Genomic DNA, 18,252 nt, shown 5'->3' on the forward strand with positions numbered 1-18,252 from the left:
GCTTTCGCTGCGGCTCCGTCTCTTCGACTTAACCTCGCATGCAATCGTAACTCGCCGGTTCATTCTACAAAAGGCACGCCATCACTCATTAACGAGCTTTGACTTGTTGTAGGCACACGGTTTCAGGATCTATTTCACTCCCCTTCCGGGGTGCTTTTCACCTTTCCCTCACGGTACTGGTTCACTATCGGTCACTAGGGAGTATTTAGCCTTGCGGGATGGTCCCCGCGGATTCCGACGGAATTTCTCGTGTTCCGCCGTACTCAGGATCCTCCTAGGTGTTGTTAGCATTTCGTCTACGGGGCTTTCACCCTCTTTAGCGGAATTTTCCAAATCCTTCAACTATACTAACAGACTACCATATTGGAGTCCTACAACCCCAACAAGCAAGCTTGTTGGTTTGGGCTCTTCCCGTTTCGCTCGCCGCTACTCAGGGAATCGAATTTTCTTTCTCTTCCTGCAGGTACTAAGATGTTTCAGTTCTCTGCGTCTACCTCTAATCAGCTATGTATTCACTGAAAAGTAATATCCTATAAAAGATATTGGGTTCCCCCATTCGGAAATCTCTGGATCATAGCTTACTTACAGCTCCCCAAAGCATATCGGTGTTAGTCCCGTCCTTCATCGGCTCCTAGTGCCAAGGCATCCACCGTGCGCCCTTATTCACTTAACCTTATCAACCTTACGGTTGGGTCTTGATCACTTCTTCTAGCGATAGAAGGTTAATCAATAAATAAGCAATTGAACTTATTAAAAAACTCATTCAACGCGGTGTTCTCGGTTTGTTTTGATTCTTTTTACTTCAATATCCAGTTTTCAATGAACGAATCTGATAGCAAAAGCTATCAATGGAGCCTAGCGGGATCGAACCGCTGACCTCCTGCGTGCAAAGCAGGCGCTCTCCCAGCTGAGCTAAGGCCCCGAATTTATTTGATTGAGAGTAGACCTCTCAAAACTGAACAAAGTAAAGACGAAATGTGTATTTCCGTAATATTCCTTAGAAAGGAGGTGATCCAGCCGCACCTTCCGATACGGCTACCTTGTTACGACTTCACCCCAATCATCTATCCCACCTTAGGCGGCTGGCTCCAAAAAGGTTACCTCACCGACTTCGGGTGTTACAAACTCTCGTGGTGTGACGGGCGGTGTGTACAAGGCCCGGGAACGTATTCACCGCGGCGTGCTGATCCGCGATTACTAGCGATTCCGGCTTCATGCAGGCGAGTTGCAGCCTGCAATCCGAACTGAGAGAAGCTTTAAGAGATTTGCATGACCTCGCGGTCTAGCGACTCGTTGTACTTCCCATTGTAGCACGTGTGTAGCCCAGGTCATAAGGGGCATGATGATTTGACGTCATCCCCACCTTCCTCCGGTTTGTCACCGGCAGTCTCGCTAGAGTGCCCAACTAAATGATGGCAACTAACAATAAGGGTTGCGCTCGTTGCGGGACTTAACCCAACATCTCACGACACGAGCTGACGACAACCATGCACCACCTGTCACTTTGTCCCCGAAGGGAAAGCTCTATCTCTAGAGTGGTCAAAGGATGTCAAGACCTGGTAAGGTTCTTCGCGTTGCTTCGAATTAAACCACATGCTCCACCGCTTGTGCGGGCCCCCGTCAATTCCTTTGAGTTTCAACCTTGCGGTCGTACTCCCCAGGCGGAGTGCTTAATGCGTTTGCTGCAGCACTGAAGGGCGGAAACCCTCCAACACTTAGCACTCATCGTTTACGGCGTGGACTACCAGGGTATCTAATCCTGTTTGCTCCCCACGCTTTCGAGCCTCAGCGTCAGTTACAGACCAGAGAGCCGCCTTCGCCACTGGTGTTCCTCCATATATCTACGCATTTCACCGCTACACATGGAATTCCACTCTCCTCTTCTGCACTCAAGTCTCCCAGTTTCCAATGACCCTCCCCGGTTGAGCCGGGGGCTTTCACATCAGACTTAAGAAACCGCCTGCGCTCGCTTTACGCCCAATAAATCCGGACAACGCTTGCCACCTACGTATTACCGCGGCTGCTGGCACGTAGTTAGCCGTGGCTTTCTGGTTAGATACCGTCAGGGGACGTTCAGTTACTAACGTCCTTGTTCTTCTCTAACAACAGAGTTTTACGATCCGAAAACCTTCTTCACTCACGCGGCGTTGCTCGGTCAGACTTTCGTCCATTGCCGAAGATTCCCTACTGCTGCCTCCCGTAGGAGTCTGGGCCGTGTCTCAGTCCCAGTGTGGCCGATCACCCTCTCAGGTCGGCTATGCATCGTGGCCTTGGTGAGCCGTTACCTCACCAACTAGCTAATGCACCGCGGGTCCATCCATCAGCGACACCCGAAAGCGCCTTTCACTCTTATGCCATGCGGCATAAACTGTTATGCGGTATTAGCACCTGTTTCCAAGTGTTATCCCCCTCTGATGGGTAGGTTACCCACGTGTTACTCACCCGTCCGCCACTCCTCTTTCCAATTGAGTGCAAGCACTCGGGAGGAAAGAAGCGTTCGACTTGCATGTATTAGGCACGCCGCCAGCGTTCGTCCTGAGCCAGGATCAAACTCTCATAATAAAAGTTAGAACAACCTTACGATTGTTAAGCTCAATTTGTTTGCTAGCATATTGCTTGCTTGTTAAAAATGTTTGTTGTCTTGAATTGAATCAAGACGCCCTACACATTTGGTTCGTCTATTCTTTGTTCAGTTTTCAAAGGTCTACGTTACCTCGCAGCAACTTTTATATCATAACAAACTTTCGTTTGAATGTCAAGAACTTTTTTAAAAAAAGTTTTTTTAAGTTGTTTTGCTCGGTTGTTGTTGTCTGTTGTGACAACTTCTATATCTTATCATCTCGTTTGTTATTTGTCAACAACTTTTTTGTTGTTTTTTCAAACTTTTTTCGAGAGATTTGAAATCAAGAATTGTTATTTAATTATTGATTTCTGAATCGCTCAGCTGTGTGACTCGCCTTGCGACATGTAATAATATATCAAGATTTTGATGTTTGGTCAACACTTTTTTTCAAAAAAATTAAAAGAAGTTTTCAATCTGTTTTCATTCTTTTCAATTATTTCGTTTTTAAACTTTTTAAATCCTAATTGTTTATCAAAACAGTTTAATTCCTTGCTAAAAATCGAACAATTTGAATCATATATTTGAAATAGTTCGATTAACTTTTTTACGTACAACTAAAAAAAAGAAAGAATCTGTTCGATTATCGACAGATTCTTTCTTTTTTGTTTAAAACATTGGGACACCTTCAATATGATATTTTGACCAAATCGTTTTTAATTCTGCAGGTGCTACCCATGTATAGTCTTTATCCATTTCATTTTTAAGTGCTTGTTCATCCATCTCGAAGACAAACAGCGGAACATTTTCTTTATTGATATGCGCGTTAGTTAATTCTACTAAGCTAATTGAAGTAACGTCCAATTGAACCTCTTCTTTGAACCATTGTAGCATACTAGCTAAACCCGTCATCTCATCAGAAACTTTTGCCATCGCAAACTCAATCGCTTCACCTATTGGATGCATCAAAAATTTTTTACTACCATCGTTTAAGTTCAGTATGATTGTTCCAGCGACTTTTTTGTTAGACACGACATCCACCTCAATTAATTTTTAGATTCACTAACAAAAGAAATTGTAACACACTTTCTGAAAAAATACAGAATTATTTTTCAAGCAATTTATCCATGGCTTCATCAATCCATTCTGGAAGTTCTTTGTCTAAGGTTGCAAAGCCAATTTTTTTATTCTTATCCGTAAAATATTTTTTGCGTCGATGGTTCACTGAATGAACTTTGTCTTCAAGGGTTCGTAAAGATAAGCTAATCTTTTGAGAATATTCATCAACATCAATAACTTGAACGGTTACTTTTTGTCCAACGGTTAAGAGTCCATGGATATTTTTAGTAAAGCCAGCTTGTACTTCCGAAACATGAATCAGTCCTTGTGTTTCTTCGTCTAAAGAAACAAATGCGCCATATGGTTGAAGTCCGGTAATTGTGCCAGAAAGTACCATACCAATTTTGTACTTCATCAAATTTCCTCTTTTCATACGATAAATTTCTTTTTCCGTTTCTACTCATTTAAAATAATAGCATTTTTTCAACGTTTGTGCATTATTTCTTCCCTAGTTGTTAAAACTATTGTTTCATCTTTTAAGCAAAATCTACTATACTATAGGAAGTAAGACTTTATATAGAAGAAAAGGAGTTATCTTATGTTTAATTTTAATGAAACCATTGATCGTCGCCACACGAATTGTGTTAAATGGGACACCGTTGAAACGAGTTACCACGAAAAAGATTTACTACCTTTATGGGTTGCTGATATGGATTTCAAAGTGCATCAGCCTATTCTTGATGCTTTGTCACAAGTTATTGAACAGGGCATTCTAGGATATGCGATTGCACCTAATGAACTGTATCAAGCAATTCAAGATTGGCAACGGCAACACCATCAATTGATTGTTGAAAAAGAAGAAATTTTGTTTAATAGTGGCGTGGTACCCAGTTTGGCCACAGCCGTTCAAGCGTATACAGCACCTGCTGATTCTGTCATGATTTGTGATCCAGTCTACCCCCCTTTTGCAGATGTGGTAAAACAAAATGAGCGTAGACTTGTGCGCCATTCTTTACTAGAAGTTAACGGACATTATGAAGTTGATTTGGTTAAAATGGAACAACAGATAATCGAAGAAAAGGTGAAACTGTTACTTTTTTGTAATCCCCATAATCCTGGTGGACGTGTTTGGACAAAAGAAGAATTGCTAGCAATTGGCCGTTTATGCCAAAAACACCAAGTAACTGTGGTTAGCGATGAAATTCATCAGGATTTGATTTTCAAACCGCATACCTTCACTTCCTTCACTGTCGCTGATGAAGCATTTAAGGAATTCACTGTTACCTTAACCGCGGCAACGAAAACCTTTAATTTAGCGGGGATTAAAAATTCAATGCTGTTCATTCCTAATGAAAAACTACGGCAATCTTTCGTATCTTTACAAGACAAAAATCATCAAGGCGGTATCAATACTTTTGGCTACGTGGGAACGGCAGCTGCCTATCAAACAGGGGAAGAATGGCTAACGGCGTTACTGGATTATTTAAAAGAAAATATTGATTTTGCCCTTTCCTTTTTCCGTGAAGAGATGCCTAGCGTTCGTGTAATGGAGCCTGAAGGAACCTATCTTTTATGGTTAGACTTTAGTTCTTATTCGCTAACGGATCGGGAACTTCGCGATACCTTAATTCATAAGGGGAAAGTGGTTCTAAATCCAGGAATTAGTTTTGGTCCCCAAGGTTCTCAACACATGCGTTTAAACTTAGCTTGTTCAAAAGAAACTCTCGAAGAAGGCCTTTTACGTATCAAAAAAGCCTTTAATTAAAAACAGCTGTCCTAGTTTTTAGGACAGCTGTTTTTAATTCTTTCTTTTGCGTTTAGCTAAATAAACTCTGACGAACCAGATACCTGAAAATAGAAGTAAAATTTCTCCAATTATTATTGTATAAAATCCTGGTTCATGAACGATTCCTTGCTGATCTACATACGTAAAAAACGTTCCTATAAATGGGAGTATTACTGCAAACAAAGCCAAGGCCATTGGATATCTGTATTTTTCTAACAAATTTGCTTCCTCTCCTTCTATTCTTTCACTCAGTATCCTATAAAGACTTCATTAAAAGAAGCGATTTGGACGCTTTTAAAAAAAAGTTAGTCGTTTTAAGAAAAAAATAAAGAGTACCAACGAATTTGTCCCTCGTTGGTACTCTCTTTTTCAATTGGTTAAACTTATTCACCAATGATTTCAACTGTGTCCATCACGACGTCAAATGTTGGACGGTCTTGGGCATCCCGTTGGACTCCACCAATTTCATCCACTACATCCATACCATCAACCACATGACCAAAAACAGTATGACGGAAGTCTAACCAAGGTGTTCCGCCTTGTTTGTAAGCTTCAATAATTTCTTCTGGAAAACCAGCATCTTCTAACTGACTCATCATTTGAGCTGGAACATTTTGATTAGTAACAACAAAGAATTGGCTACCATTTGTGTTAGGACCAGCATTTGCCATTGACAATGCGCCACGCAAATTGAAAACATCCCGAGAAAATTCATCCTCAAATGCTTCTCCATAAATACTTTCGCCGCCCATTCCTGTTCCGGTTGGGTCACCGCCTTGAATCATAAAATCAGGGATCACACGATGGAAAATAACGCCATCATAGTAGCCCTTTTTCGCTAATTCAACAAAATTTTCAACCGTTTTAGGCGCTTGTTCTGGGAATAATTGAACAGTGATGTCGCCGCGGTTTGTTTTAATGACCGCTTTTGGGCCTTTAGCATTTTCTAAATCTAATTGTGGAAATTGTGACATGAGAATGTCCTCCTAGATAATTATTTTATAGTTCCATCATATCGAAAAATGCTGAAAATTGCTATGATCTTTTTCCAATGATTAAAGAATGCTTTGATTCGTTAGCCAAACTTGCTTTTTTCGAAAAGCCGTGCTATTTTGTGAAGTGTTCGCAAAACGATCAATAGTTGTCTCAACCCTAAATGAATTAGGAGGAATTTTCAAATGTCTGATGAAAAAGATATTTATGATTTAACAATTATCGGCGGCGGTCCTGTTGGATTATTTGCCGCTTTTTATGCGGGAATTCGTAAAGCGAAAACGAAAATCATTGATAGCCTGCCGCAATTAGGTGGTCAGCTAACAATGCTGTATCCCGAAAAATATATTTATGATATTCCTGGATTCCCTGCTATTAAAGCCGGTGAGTTAATTGCCAATTTGGAAAAACAGATGCAGCCATTTCAGCACGATGTTTGCTTGGAAGAAGAGGTCACACACCTTGCACAGGAAGCAGATGGACTTTTGCGCTTAGAAACAACTAAAGGCACACATTATTCTAAAACGGTTATCTTTGCGATTGGTAACGGCGCTTTCCAACCTCGACGTTTAGCTATCGAAAATGTTGAAGCCTTTGAAGGTGAGTCAATCCATTATTATGTGACTGACATGAAAAAATTCGCTGGCAAAAAAGTTGCGATTGCTGGTGGCGGCGATTCCGCAATTGATTGGGCTTTAATGCTAGAAAACGTCGCAGAAGAAGTATCTATTATCCATCGTCGCCCACAATTTCGTGGCCACGAACATAGCGTGGAACAACTGGAAAAATCTAGTGTTTCTATCAGAACTCCTTATATCATTAGTGATATTTTAAAGGAAAATGAAACGTTCACAGGCATCCAATTAACGGAGACAAAAGGTGACCAAACATTGGATCTCCCTCTGGATGATTTAATTATCAATTATGGCTTCACCTCTTCTTTAACACACCTCAAAGAATGGGGATTAGACGTTTCTAGAAATGCTATTAATGTTCATTCCGATATGTCAACTAACATTCCTGGTGTATACGCTGTAGGGGATATCTGTTCCTATGAGGGAAAAGTGAAATTAATCGCTACAGGATTTGGTGAGGCACCTACTGCCGTAAATAATGCTTTACATTACTTACGGCCCGATGCTCGACGTCAACCAGTTCATAGTACAAGTTTATTTGAAAACGGCGTACCTAAATAAGGTTAGCACTGGACTTTAGCAGTTTTTAAGCCAAGGACAAAAATCTAAATCGGATTTTTGTCCTTGGTTTTCTGCTTTACTGAAAAGCCTTTCTTTTTCTCTTTTAAATTTATTTTTGATACAATAAAAAGTGCTAGGAGGAAGAAAGATGAACCAACCAATTATTTATTTAAATGAAGTATTCAACGAAGAACAACTGGAACAAGTGAAAGCTGTGGCACCCAATTATCTAGTTAAAACATCTACCGATTATTTATCCTCTGCTGAAGAAGAGGCCATCGAAATTATGTTAGGCTGGCATAAAGAAATTGGTCCGCGTTTATTAGCCTCTGATACTAGTCACCTAAAATGGATTCAGCTCATTTCTGCTGGTGCTGATTATATGGATTTTGATAAATTAAGAGAAAAGGGCATTCTGTTGTCTAATGGTAGCGGAATCCATAGTGTTTCTATCTCAGAACATGTTTTAGGCGTTTTATTAGCACATACCCGCGGACTGCAAGAAAGTATCCAACAACAAATGCAACACACATGGAATCAAACAGCCCCTTCCTATCAACAACTTTCTGGGCAAAAAATGTTAATCGTAGGCACCGGGCAAATCGGACAACAATTAGCTAAATTTGCTAAAGGTTTAAATCTTCAAGTTTATGGCGTGAATACCTCTGGACATGTGACGGAAGGCTTCATTGAATGCTATTCACAGAAGAATATGAGTAAAATTATCCATGAAATGTCCATTGTTGTGAACATTCTTCCTTTGACTGAAACAACAAAACATTTATACAATCAGGCACTTTTTGAAAAAATGGCTCCTGAAACAATTTTCGTAAATGTTGGTCGCGGCGCCTCAGTAGCAACGAACGATTTGATAACTGCCTTAAACAATAAAACCATTGCTTTTGCTGCCTTAGATGTCTTTGAAGAAGAACCTCTTCCCGAAGATAGCCCTTTATGGGAGATGAAGAATGTTTTATTAACACCTCATATTTCTGGCATGACACCGAAGTTCAAATCAAAATTACTGGCGATTTTTATTCCAAACTTAAATCAATTTGTGACGGATCAGACCCTCGTCAAAAACCAAGTTTCCTTAAAAAAAGGCTATTAACTCAAAAAAGGCCTTCAACCATCTTTCAAGTAATTGCATGGTTGAAGGCTTTTTTTGCTATTTTTTACCAGATAACCTTGAAGTTATCATTTGTCGACGCTTGAATGATTGGATGTTTTTTTAAATATTCTGCAATCAGTTCCGTCATATCAATTTGGATTTCTCGAATAATTTTTTCAGGTTGGAACATTTGATAGTTTCCGCCACCGACTGCACGGTATTGATTTGTCACGATTTCCAAAACATCTTCTGCTTGCACTGCATTACCATGATAATTAAGTTTCGTCACTCTTTCACCAAACGGTTGTCTTAAATCAAGCGTATACTCAATGCCTTCATACATATCATAATTATAGTATTGTGGTTTTGGATCAACATATTTCGGGTTAAAAATTGGTTGGCCTTTTTCTAACACAAAATAAGTAGCGCTTTGTTCTAACGCTTCACGGAGGTCTTGTCCAGTGACACGCAATACAGCCAAGGTATTTGGATAAATATAGTTAGTAATGATATCGCGCATCGTAATTTGGTTATTAAACCCTTTGCCTTCATTGTTAAAAAGTGCAGTCCCTGAAATATCCGTTCCGCTTGAAGCCATTTGGACGTTATTAATAAATTCTATATATGGATGTTCTTTGAGGCGTACGGCATTCGGATTTTGAATCGTCATATCCCCTTCCACATTTCCCACTGGTTGATCAAGCCACTCTTCTACCTCGTCATGTAACGCTGTTGTCAAAGCTAAAACTTCTGCATCTGGTTGTTCGTTTCCAACAGGATGAATAGCTGCGTCACTTTCAATAACGCGATAGCCTTTAGCCATAGGTTCAATTTCTAAAGTAATTTCTCCAACAAAAGCTCCTCGAAAACCTGGTTGAATCACAGGTATTCCATTCAGTTTTGTAGCAATTTCTCGATGTTGGTGACCCGTGACTAAGGCATCAATCCCAGGAACTTTTTCCAATAAATCGTAGCCTTCATTTTCTCCTGTTAGTAATTCCGTGGGTTCCCCTGTTTCTAAATCTTTTTCAAAACCGCCATGGTAAGCGACAACAACTAGGTCTGCTTCTTCCCGCAGTTTTGGCACGTATTCCGCCGCTGTTTCAACGACACTTTTAAACGTTAAATCTTTGACTGTTGCCGGCTGTTCCCAATGAGGAATATATTGGGTCGTCACGCCAAGAATGGCTACTTTAACCCCTTGTTTTTCTATGATGACATACGGCTGACCGAAATAAGGTTGTCCATCTTTACCAAGAATATTGGCAGCTAAAACTGGCTGTTGATAACTGGCAATTGTTTCCTTTAAATAATCTAATCCGTAATTAAATTCGTGGTTACCTAAAATGCTAACATCATAATTCATTTGATTAATGATTTTAGTGATGGCTTCCACTGAATGTGTTTCTGCTTTTCTTACGTAGTAACTAAGCGGCGAACCTTGAATAAAATCCCCATTTTCAATTTGAAAAACTGGTCCTTTGGCAGACGCCCGTAACTTTTTCAGCATGGTTGCTGCTTTTGCGGTTCCAAAAGGTAAATCCATCTTTTTTTCACTATAACTTGTTGGCATAATGTACCCATGCATATCACTTGTTGCTAAAATTTTTATTTGCATTTTGTTTCTCTCCTTCTTCCGCCCAAAAGAACAGGAAGGTTAGAACACGAGCCATAACGACTCAGATCCCAACCTCCCACGTCTGTTTATTTATTGATTATTGGTTCCATGCTTGTTCAAATTGTGATGTTGCATCTTTCAATAATTTTTTCGTGTCTTTATTTGATGAAGCAAAAATACTTTCCATAATTGTCCGCATTTCATTATAGGCTGAATCAGCATTTTCTTCTACTGGGATAGCGAATAAATCTTTTACTGCGTTTTCAAGTTGTGCAGGTACTTTGGTTGTCTTAGAGTTTTTGTACTCATCACTGTGTAAAACAGATTCTAAAATTGGCATATAACCTGTTTGTTGTGCCCAGTACAATTGTGAATCAGGAGTAGCTAAGAATTTCATGAATTCAAATGCCGCTGTCCGTTGTTCTGGCGTAGCACTATCGAACATATAAATATCTGTTCCTTGTTGTAAGTTGATTTTTTCAGGACGTGGTGCAACACCGTATTCATAGCCACCAGCTTCAGCATCTTTTTGAACAAAACCAGCACCAGCAATACTGCCGACAAACATTGCTACCTTTTTGTTTGCAAATGGGCCAGATAAATATTTATCTGAACCAGCTGTGCGGAAGTAACCTGCTTCGATACCATCACGGTAATAGTCCACGACTTCTTGTGAATCTTTGCTTGTTAAATCTAAATCTTTATTAAAATCAACGCCTTTGTTTTTCATTCCAATTGCGTAATAGTTATTTAACGAGTCAAAACCAGCACCAACGACTTCTTTGTTGGATTTTTCGTAAATTGTTTTAGAAGCTTCTTTTAATTCCTCTAATGTTTTCGGTACTTCAACACCATATTCTTTCAACAAATCAGCATTATAGAATAACATTTCTGTCGATTTATTAAATGGAATGCCGTATTGTTTGCCGTCGATTTTGGCGCCGTCTAACAATACTTCACGAATTGGTTCTGCATCTTTCCAGCCGATTGTGTCATCATCCATATATGGTTTTAAGTCCACTAACATTTCATCTTGTGCAGCATTCCATAACCAGCCTGGGTACGCTTGCGTAATTGTTGGTAAATCTTTTGGTGAAGTTAAAGTCGAATTGATTTTGGCTTGTAAATCAGGGTAAGCAGATTGATTTTGTAATTCCACTTTAATTTTTGGATTTTCTTTCATGAAGTCTTTCGTTAATTTTGTTAACGCTTCTTCTTGAACCCCATTCATTGCATGCCAGAAAGTGATTGTCGTATCTTCCTTCACTTCTTTCACAATATCGTTTGATTCTTTGGCCCCATTACCGTTACCACAAGCCCCCAATGCGAAAATAGCTGCGGTTGCTAACACTGTTGTTGCTAGAGTTTTGAACTTCATTTTTTTCTCTCCCTTAAAAAAATTTATAAAACAATTTGCTCGCCACGTTCTGGCAATATTCTTTCACCATACGGGTTTTCCAGTTTTTCTGGTTTTAACGTATGGATTGGAACCAATACTTGAGGTTCAATCAATGCAATAATTTTATCCAGATCTTCTGGAATTGCATGTCCTGAACAAGCTAAACGGACAAAAGTAATGTCTTTTTTAGCCAACAAATCTAAAAACACGCGATACTGTGGATCAAAGTCCCCTAACGGTTGCGCATCACTGTGAATGTATAAACTACCTTCTTGGAGGTTGTCAAACTGGTTCACAACTTGCCACAAATAGTCTGTTTTGTCCTTTAGTAACGTGTCATACGGGATTTCTAACGCTGGATTCAATTCTGGTATTTTACCAGATTCAGCATAATAATAACGAACTTCTATTCCAAATACTTCAAGTAACAACGCAGCCATATTTGCTTCTAAAACGACTGTACGTGGTGACTTTTCAATAATCTTAGCAAAACGTTCCACGTTTGCTGGATAACCATTAAAGGTAATTTGTCGATTCGGGTTTTCTAGTTCTAAACGAACCAAGTGCTGAACAAGATCTTCTTCACTGACAACCGCTATTTGGGCTGGATCTGGTTCACGTTCTGGGAAGCTAATGCTTACGCCTTCCATCATTAATAATTCAGTATGTTTAGCTTTTTCACAAAAAGCTAAAGTCTCTTCACGATTATGGCCATGTAAGCGCAAATCACCTGTGTATGTGATGAAATGGTCAGGCGTGCGAATCAGTAATGCCGAAGCACCGTACGCATCATGATCAACAGGCACGATTTCCACTGAAATTTCGCCAACTTTAATCACATCGTTTTTATTAAGACCAATCATTTCTCGGGTAAAATTCTTTTCTTCAAACGGTGATGGAATCAAAAAATCACCTTTGCGATTTAAACTATTTAGAATCATCTTCGTTTCTTTTAATGTGTACAACGGAACAGCTGGGTCTAAATAATTAATCATGCGCGAATGATCTAAATGGGCATGAGATAAGAAAACAGCGGTGTGTTGATACTCTTTGTCTTCTGCACCATGATATTCATAACCTAAACGTGGATCATATAAGTCTTTTAATTCTGGCACTAAACGATTATTAATTAAGGTTTCAATGTGATCATCGGGCAAATCTAATTCTGGTCGAAATTCTGTACCAAAATCAAAGAAGATGTGGGCATCTTTATACGCCACTTCAATCACGGTTCCTCCAATTGTTAAAATGCCACTGTGAAAAGTCACAGTTGTTTTAGCCTTTGATTCCATTTTTTGCAACTCCTCTGATAATTTCTTTTCTGAAAATCAAGTAAATAATTAAAATTGGAATAACGGTTAATGTTGCAGCAGCCATTTGCAAATGTACGTCACTACCGCTCTCTGTCGCAAAGGCCGATAGTCCATTATTCAATAGACGGTATTTTTTCTCGTTCGTCACCAACAATGGCCACAAGAAAGAATTCCAACTAGAAATGAATGTTAAAATCCCTACTGTTACCAACGCTGGTTTTGACATTGGTACTAAAATACGCCAAATATATTCTAAATCACTAGCGCCATCAATCTTGGCAGCCTTGTAAAAAGTATCAGGAATACCTTTTAAATACCCGTTTAAATAGTAAATATAAAAAATACTAGTTAAAAATGGAATAATTAAGGCGCTGTAAGTATTTAACAAACCTAATTGCGCAATCGTTTGATAATTGGTAAAAATAATAGATTCATACGGAACCATTAACAACGAAATCATCAAAGCAATGACCACATTTTTAAAACGGAACTTCAAACTCGTTAATGCGAATGAAGCTAACACGGCGGTGACTACCGTAGCAATCGTTGTAACGCCTGAAACAAAGACTGTGTTCAAGAAATACCGAAGAAAGGGTGCTTTTTGAAAGACCTCTGTGTAGTTTTGCCATTGTGGTTGTTTCGGAAACATGGTTGGCGGCATGCTGGTCGCTTCAGAGTAACTCATTAAACCAGCTAAAATCATATAGACAAATGGAAATAACGTAATAACGGCTAAAATGCCTAAGAAAACAAATGCGATAATCGTTAAAACTTTTTTCATTGGCTTATTGCCCCACTTTCTTTAAGAGTTTATTTTGTAAGAAAGTGACCACTAAAATAATCACAAATAAAATCACTGTGGCGGCCATCGCAATTCCGGGACGCCCTGCAATGTGGAATTTGTCATAAATATAGTACACTGCGGTTGTGGCACTGTTGGCAATCCCCGCACGACCACCGAATAAAGCATAAACTTGTGTATAAACTTTAAAGGCGCCAATTAAATTGACCGTTAATAAAAAGGCAATGGTCGGGACTAGCTGCGGAAACGTAATACGTCGGAAAATTTCGCCGTCTGAGGCGCCAAACATTTTTGCAATTTTAAAATGTTCTTCATCAATATTTCTCAAGCCCGCCAACAAAATAATAATATTAAATGCTAAACTCGTCCAAACCCCAAAAATAATCAATGTCGGCATACTCATTTGAACATTATCTAGCCAGTTGACAGAAGGAATGCCGAAAAAGCCTAAGACGTAATTGACAATTCCATAATCGCCATTAAAGAAGTAACGGAAGACAATCCCAATGGCAATCGTACTCGTTACATAAGGCATAAAGAAAATCGTTTCAAAGAAACTCTTATGTTTAACTTTTTCAAAGATAATCCAAGCAATTGCTAGGGAAATTATCAAGGCAATCGGTACCACAGCAAATGCATAGAGCGCTGTATTTTTTAACGCTTTATAGAAGATTGGATCATTCAATACACGTTGATAATTTTCTAAACCAGCGTAGCGTTGGTTAATTAAGGAACCTTTTTGGAAGCTCATCCACAAAGAACGAAACAGCGGATAAACGCTAAACAGTAAAATGATTCCTAATGATGGCAGAAGGAAGAGCCATGCTTTTGGTTGATTTTCTGGATTGTATTTTTTCATTAGTAAACCCGGTCTCCCGCTTCGTTAAAGATAAATACTTTTTTATATGAAAAATCAAAAGATAAAGTGTCTCCTTCTTCAATCGCTTCTTCTACACTTACAATTGATTTCACTTGTTCATTTCCTAATGTAAATCGTAAAATACGTTCTCGACCAATCAATTCCACTAAATCTGTCGTTGTGGTAAAGAGACCTGTTTCAGTTGGTACCACATCTTCTGGACGAGAAGCAAACGTATATTTCCCGTCAGTCATTGGCATTTTAAAGCGTGCTTGCTCAAAACGCTCAAGCGGAATTTCAAAACTTTCGTGGTACATTTTGCCGTCTTTCACTTCAACAGACAATAAATTAATAATTGGGTTACCTATGAACTGAGCAACAAATAAGTTATTTGGTTCTAAGTAAAGGTTTTGAGGTTCATCATTTTGTTGAATAACCCCTTCGTTTAATAAAATAATTTTATCACTGATTGATAGCGCTTCCTCTTGGTCGTGCGTTACAAAGATTGTTGTAATGCCTACTTCTTTCACCAAGCGGCGGATTTCTTCACGAATTTTCAAACGCAAACGTGCATCCAAGTTACTTAAAGGCTCATCTAATAATAAAACATCTGGTTTTTGAACTAACGCCCGGGTAATCGCAACACGCTGTTGTTGACCACCAGAAAGTGTGCCTGGCTTTTTATGGCTTAACTCTTCAATATTCGTTAGTTTCATATATTCTTCGGCAATAGCTTGTGCCTCTGCCTTGGGAACTTTCTTACTTCCTACCGTCAAAGGAAACATTACGTTTTCTAGAACAGTCATATGTGGATATAAGGCATAGTTTTGAAAAACGAACCCGATGTTCCGATCTTTTGGTGCTGTTTTGACAACCGACTGCTGTCGAAACTGAATATCTCCATCACTTGGATGTAATAAACCTGCAATTAAGTTTAAAATTGTGGATTTCCCACACCCACTTGGTCCTAACAAACAAACCAAGTCCCCTTGCTCAATCGTAAAATTGACCGATTTTAACGCTTCAAACCCATTATCGAATACTTTTTTCAAGTCGATAACTTCTATCATGACCCAACCTCCAAAAAAACATTTAATAGCATACCTTTTGATTTTAACATTTATTTCTTGCAACCGCGAGAGCAAAGCTGTTTCATTAAGATAAAAATAGGTAAAGTTAATGTATTTTTTATGTAAAAAATGTTGTTTTTCTGAAAAGTCTATTCACACTTTTTTTAATGCGCAACAAAAAAACAGAGAATTTTTCTCTGCTTTTTTGGTTATTTTTTAGAATCTTTTTCTGATTCCTTTACAATATAAATTGGTCGTTTTTTCGTTTCTAAGAAAATTTTGCCGATATATTTGCCAATAATTCCTAAACATAATAGTTGCAAACCACCTACAAAAAGTACAATACAAACCATTGAAGGCCAGCCGCTTGTTGGATCACCATTAACTAATGTTCGAAAGATAATCACTAACATTGCTAGTGCAGAACCAACACACGAAAAGGCGCCAACGTATGAAGCAATATTCAATGGTGTTTCTGAAAAATTGACAATCCCGTCAATTGAATAACTTAATAGACTCCAGAAAGACCAAGAGGTTTCTCCAGCAATTCGTTCTCGATTTTTAAATTCAATATATTCTGTTTTAAAGCCGACCCAACTAAAAATCCCTTTTGAAAAACGATTATACTCAGATAACTCTAAAATCGCATCGACCATTTGTCGGGTCATGACACGAAAGTCACGGGCACCATCCACCATTTCCGTCTCAGCAATTCGATTAATGAGTTTATAGAACATCCGTGCAAAAAAGCTACGAATGGGCGGTTCGCCGTCTCTTGTTATGCGTCGTGTGCCAACACAATCTAAATCTGTACTGGTTTCAATCATCTCAATCATTTGAGGTAATAACTCAGGCGGGTCTTGTAAATCAACGTCCATGACTGTCACTAAGTCACCTGTTGCTTCTTTTAAACCAGCGTATAAGCCCGCTTCTTTCCCAAAATTTCGTGAAAAAGAAAGATAACGGACCTTCTCTGGATGTTCGCGATAAAGCTGTCTTAAAACAGCTAACGTATTATCTTTTGAGCCATCATTCACAAATATATATTCTACTGAATGAGATAGTTGCTGGCTAATTTTTTCTACTTCTTCAAAAAACAGCGGAATCGCTGCTTCCTCATTATAACAAGGGACAACAATTGATAGCATTTTATTTCCTCCACACTTCAGTTAATTATCATTATACCATATGATAGCCTTATTAAATAACGATATCCAATTAAGAATAGCTTAATTAAATAGAAAGAACCTGAGAAAAAATCCAAAACGATTTTTTCTCAGGTTGACTAGCGGTTAAACGAAAGCAACAGAAATAGTCCTACGCACTACTTCAGCCTCTTTTGTTTAGCACTAAAATTATTTTGTTAAATCTTCTTGGTTTGCTTCAAATTGATAACGCGGTTCATCATTCTTTTCATCATAATCAACAAGCAAATCATACCCTTTAAAGAACCAATCATCTGTTTCTTCAATAAAATAGGTAATCCCATCTAGGTTCTCTTTAATCATTGGCTCATCTGGCGCTTCTACAGACATCGCAATGGAAAAACCATCATGAACAGGTGTTTTTCCATAAATTTTTCCGAAAAAACGAATGCCTGTCTCAGGCTGAACCCCGGTTTCTTCTTTAAACCATTGTTGGGCTTTCGGTGTCACTTCTAATTTCATTCTTTGTTCCTCCTTCACATCTCTGTCGCCATTTATTGTAGCACAGCGCAGTGCTTTTAGAGAATAAAGTGCTTAGCCATTCATTTTTTCATCTAATAAATCAACGTCTGCGGTATCACCGATAACTAATAAATTGTCGTTTTCTCGAACAATTTCAGAAGCATCTGGCGAAGCAATTACTTCTGTTTTCGAGCGGCGAATCGCTACCACAGTTAAACCAAATCGTTGACGGAAATTTAATTCTGCTAAGGTTTTATTGTAAAATTTAGGATTGGTGACCCGAACCTCAGCTAATGAAAATTCGCTAGATAATTCAATATAATCTAAAATATTGCGTGAAACAAGTTTGTGAGCAATTCGAATACCCATATCCCGCTCTGGGTGAACGACCATGTCTGCCCCAATTTTATCTAAGACACGGGCATGATATTCATTGACTGCTTTGGCTAAGACATTGGGAACCCCCATCTCTTTAACCATTAATGTTACTAAAATACTCGCTTGAATATCTTCACCAATTGCCACCACTACGTGATCAAAGTTCCGAATCCCTAAAGAACGCAACGTCATTTCATCTTGAGCGTTAGCCACCACTGCATGCGTTGCAATATTCATATATTCATTGACACGGTCTTCACTGCTGTCAATGGCCAAAACTTCTTGACCAGCTTCCACCAAAGTTTGGCATATGCTGCCGCCAAAACGTCCTAAACCAATAATTGCAAAATTTTGTTTCATTTCTTCTGACCGCTCCTGTCTGTTCGTTAAAATTAGTATAACAAATCCATAAATAAATTCCTAGAAGGATTTCCTAGAATT

At 38.8% G+C, this 18,252-nt stretch carries 16 protein-coding genes, 1 tRNA gene, 2 rRNA genes and 1 pseudogene (1 of these 20 running past the window's edge); 3 read left to right on the forward strand and 17 right to left on the reverse strand.

The genetic code is table 11. From position 1 onward, the window contains the following. The 6 genes and pseudogenes from IGK86_RS12275 to IGK86_RS12300 all read right to left on the reverse strand — a co-directional run. A 23S ribosomal RNA gene (locus tag IGK86_RS12275) occupies positions 1-673 on the reverse strand; it reaches 2,240 nt to the left of the window's first position. Positions 674-849: 176 nt separating this feature from the next. After that, positions 850-922, reverse strand: a tRNA-Ala gene (locus tag IGK86_RS12280). Positions 923-1,001: 79 nt separating this feature from the next. After that, positions 1,002-2,562: ribosomal RNA gene (locus tag IGK86_RS12285) — 16S ribosomal RNA — on the reverse strand. Together the 16S and 23S rRNA genes with 1 tRNA gene alongside form the textbook arrangement of a ribosomal RNA operon. A 435-nt stretch (positions 2,563-2,997) precedes the next feature. Next, positions 2,998-3,246: pseudogene (locus IGK86_RS12290) on the reverse strand (hypothetical protein). Continuing rightward, entirely contained in the window at positions 3,230-3,601 is a 372-nt protein-coding gene (locus IGK86_RS12295) for a hypothetical protein (RefSeq protein ID WP_002385270.1), read from the reverse strand. Before IGK86_RS12295 ends, IGK86_RS12290 begins: the two are co-directional and overlap by 17 nt. A gap of 64 nt (positions 3,602-3,665) precedes the next feature. Next, entirely contained in the window at positions 3,666-4,034 is a 369-nt protein-coding gene (locus IGK86_RS12300) for a CvfD/Ygs/GSP13 family RNA-binding post-transcriptional regulator (protein ID WP_002365178.1), read from the reverse strand. A gap of 183 nt (positions 4,035-4,217) precedes the next feature. Here IGK86_RS12300 and IGK86_RS12305 point away from each other — a divergent pair, with 183 nt between their 5' ends. Then, positions 4,218-5,384 carry a MalY/PatB family protein gene (locus IGK86_RS12305; protein WP_002368299.1) on the forward strand — a complete coding sequence of 389 codons (1,167 nt, stop codon included), beginning with the start codon at positions 4,218-4,220 and terminating at the stop codon, positions 5,382-5,384. A 33-nt stretch (positions 5,385-5,417) separates the two neighbouring features. Here the strand turns inward: IGK86_RS12305 and IGK86_RS12310 are convergent, their stop codons facing one another. Then, a complete protein-coding gene (locus IGK86_RS12310; RefSeq protein WP_002355151.1) occupies positions 5,418-5,624 on the reverse strand; it encodes a DUF3955 domain-containing protein in 207 nt (68 codons plus the stop codon). A 164-nt stretch (positions 5,625-5,788) separates the two neighbouring features. After that, positions 5,789-6,379, reverse strand: a complete 591-nt coding sequence (locus tag IGK86_RS12315; protein ID WP_002361120.1) for a peptidylprolyl isomerase — start codon at positions 6,377-6,379, stop codon at positions 5,789-5,791. 204 nt (positions 6,380-6,583) lie between these two features. On the opposite strand from IGK86_RS12315, the gene IGK86_RS12320 reads away from it, so the two are divergent. Beyond that, complete coding sequence (locus tag IGK86_RS12320; RefSeq protein ID WP_002355149.1) at positions 6,584-7,594, forward strand: NAD(P)/FAD-dependent oxidoreductase; 1,011 nt, start codon at positions 6,584-6,586, stop codon at positions 7,592-7,594. Positions 7,595-7,742: 148 nt separating this feature from the next. Next, on the forward strand, positions 7,743-8,705 hold the full coding sequence (locus IGK86_RS12325; RefSeq protein WP_010707121.1) for a phosphoglycerate dehydrogenase: 963 nt from the start codon (positions 7,743-7,745) through the stop codon (positions 8,703-8,705). A gap of 64 nt (positions 8,706-8,769) precedes the next feature. Here the strand turns inward: IGK86_RS12325 and IGK86_RS12330 are convergent, their stop codons facing one another. The 9 genes from IGK86_RS12330 to IGK86_RS12370 all read right to left on the reverse strand — a co-directional run bounded on the left by IGK86_RS12330 (position 8,770) and on the right by IGK86_RS12370 (position 18,171). Continuing rightward, complete coding sequence (locus tag IGK86_RS12330; RefSeq protein WP_016616792.1) at positions 8,770-10,323, reverse strand: bifunctional metallophosphatase/5'-nucleotidase; 1,554 nt, start codon at positions 10,321-10,323, stop codon at positions 8,770-8,772. A gap of 97 nt (positions 10,324-10,420) precedes the next feature. Continuing rightward, a complete protein-coding gene (locus tag IGK86_RS12335) occupies positions 10,421-11,701 on the reverse strand; it encodes an extracellular solute-binding protein (protein WP_002359172.1) in 1,281 nt (426 codons plus the stop codon). A gap of 23 nt (positions 11,702-11,724) precedes the next feature. Further along, positions 11,725-13,014, reverse strand: a complete 1,290-nt coding sequence (locus IGK86_RS12340; RefSeq protein ID WP_002359171.1) for an MBL fold metallo-hydrolase — start codon at positions 13,012-13,014, stop codon at positions 11,725-11,727. Continuing rightward, positions 12,998-13,816 (reverse strand): carbohydrate ABC transporter permease, encoded by an 819-nt coding sequence (locus tag IGK86_RS12345; RefSeq protein WP_002355144.1) that lies wholly within the window; start codon positions 13,814-13,816, stop codon positions 12,998-13,000. Before IGK86_RS12345 ends, IGK86_RS12340 begins: the two co-directional genes overlap by 17 nt. A gap of 4 nt (positions 13,817-13,820) precedes the next feature. Further along, positions 13,821-14,696 carry a carbohydrate ABC transporter permease gene (locus IGK86_RS12350; RefSeq protein WP_002355143.1) on the reverse strand — a complete coding sequence of 292 codons (876 nt, stop codon included), beginning with the start codon at positions 14,694-14,696 and terminating at the stop codon, positions 13,821-13,823. After that, positions 14,696-15,829, reverse strand: coding sequence for an ABC transporter ATP-binding protein (locus IGK86_RS12355; RefSeq protein WP_002385276.1), 1,134 nt, complete (start codon positions 15,827-15,829; stop codon positions 14,696-14,698). Before IGK86_RS12355 ends, IGK86_RS12350 begins: the two co-directional genes overlap by 1 nt. A 146-nt stretch (positions 15,830-15,975) precedes the next feature. Next, entirely contained in the window at positions 15,976-16,914 is a 939-nt protein-coding gene (locus IGK86_RS12360) for a glycosyltransferase family 2 protein (RefSeq protein WP_010707118.1), read from the reverse strand. Between the two features lie 207 nt (positions 16,915-17,121). Beyond that, positions 17,122-17,451 (reverse strand): HesB/YadR/YfhF family protein, encoded by a 330-nt coding sequence (locus IGK86_RS12365; protein WP_016616794.1) that lies wholly within the window; start codon positions 17,449-17,451, stop codon positions 17,122-17,124. 54 nt (positions 17,452-17,505) lie between these two features. Then, positions 17,506-18,171, reverse strand: coding sequence for a potassium channel family protein (locus IGK86_RS12370; RefSeq protein ID WP_002355139.1), 666 nt, complete (start codon positions 18,169-18,171; stop codon positions 17,506-17,508). Positions 18,172-18,252: the final 81 nt, after the last annotated feature.

The sequence above is a fragment of the Enterococcus sp. DIV1206 genome, from assembly GCF_051712485.1.
Lineage (GTDB): Bacteria > Bacillota > Bacilli > Lactobacillales > Enterococcaceae > Enterococcus > Enterococcus faecalis.

Excerpts from the sequence above, each read along its gene's own strand:
- IGK86_RS12300 (WP_002365178.1), bottom strand. The coding sequence starts at position 4,034 with ATGAAGTACAAAATTGGTATGGTACTTTCTGGCACAATTACCGGACTT.
- IGK86_RS12305 (WP_002368299.1), top strand. The coding sequence starts at position 4,218 with ATGTTTAATTTTAATGAAACCATTGATCGTCGCCACACGAATTGTGTT.
- IGK86_RS12315 (WP_002361120.1), bottom strand. The coding sequence starts at position 6,379 with ATGTCACAATTTCCACAATTAGATTTAGAAAATGCTAAAGGCCCAAAA.
- IGK86_RS12320 (WP_002355149.1), top strand. The coding sequence starts at position 6,584 with ATGTCTGATGAAAAAGATATTTATGATTTAACAATTATCGGCGGCGGT.
- IGK86_RS12325 (WP_010707121.1), top strand. The coding sequence starts at position 7,743 with ATGAACCAACCAATTATTTATTTAAATGAAGTATTCAACGAAGAACAA.
- IGK86_RS12330 (WP_016616792.1), bottom strand. The coding sequence starts at position 10,323 with ATGCAAATAAAAATTTTAGCAACAAGTGATATGCATGGGTACATTATG.
- IGK86_RS12335 (WP_002359172.1), bottom strand. The coding sequence starts at position 11,701 with ATGAAGTTCAAAACTCTAGCAACAACAGTGTTAGCAACCGCAGCTATT.
- IGK86_RS12340 (WP_002359171.1), bottom strand. The coding sequence starts at position 13,014 with ATGGAATCAAAGGCTAAAACAACTGTGACTTTTCACAGTGGCATTTTA.
- IGK86_RS12345 (WP_002355144.1), bottom strand. The coding sequence starts at position 13,816 with ATGAAAAAAGTTTTAACGATTATCGCATTTGTTTTCTTAGGCATTTTA.
- IGK86_RS12350 (WP_002355143.1), bottom strand. The coding sequence starts at position 14,696 with ATGAAAAAATACAATCCAGAAAATCAACCAAAAGCATGGCTCTTCCTT.
- IGK86_RS12360 (WP_010707118.1), bottom strand. The coding sequence starts at position 16,914 with ATGCTATCAATTGTTGTCCCTTGTTATAATGAGGAAGCAGCGATTCCG.
- IGK86_RS12370 (WP_002355139.1), bottom strand. The coding sequence starts at position 18,171 with ATGAAACAAAATTTTGCAATTATTGGTTTAGGACGTTTTGGCGGCAGC.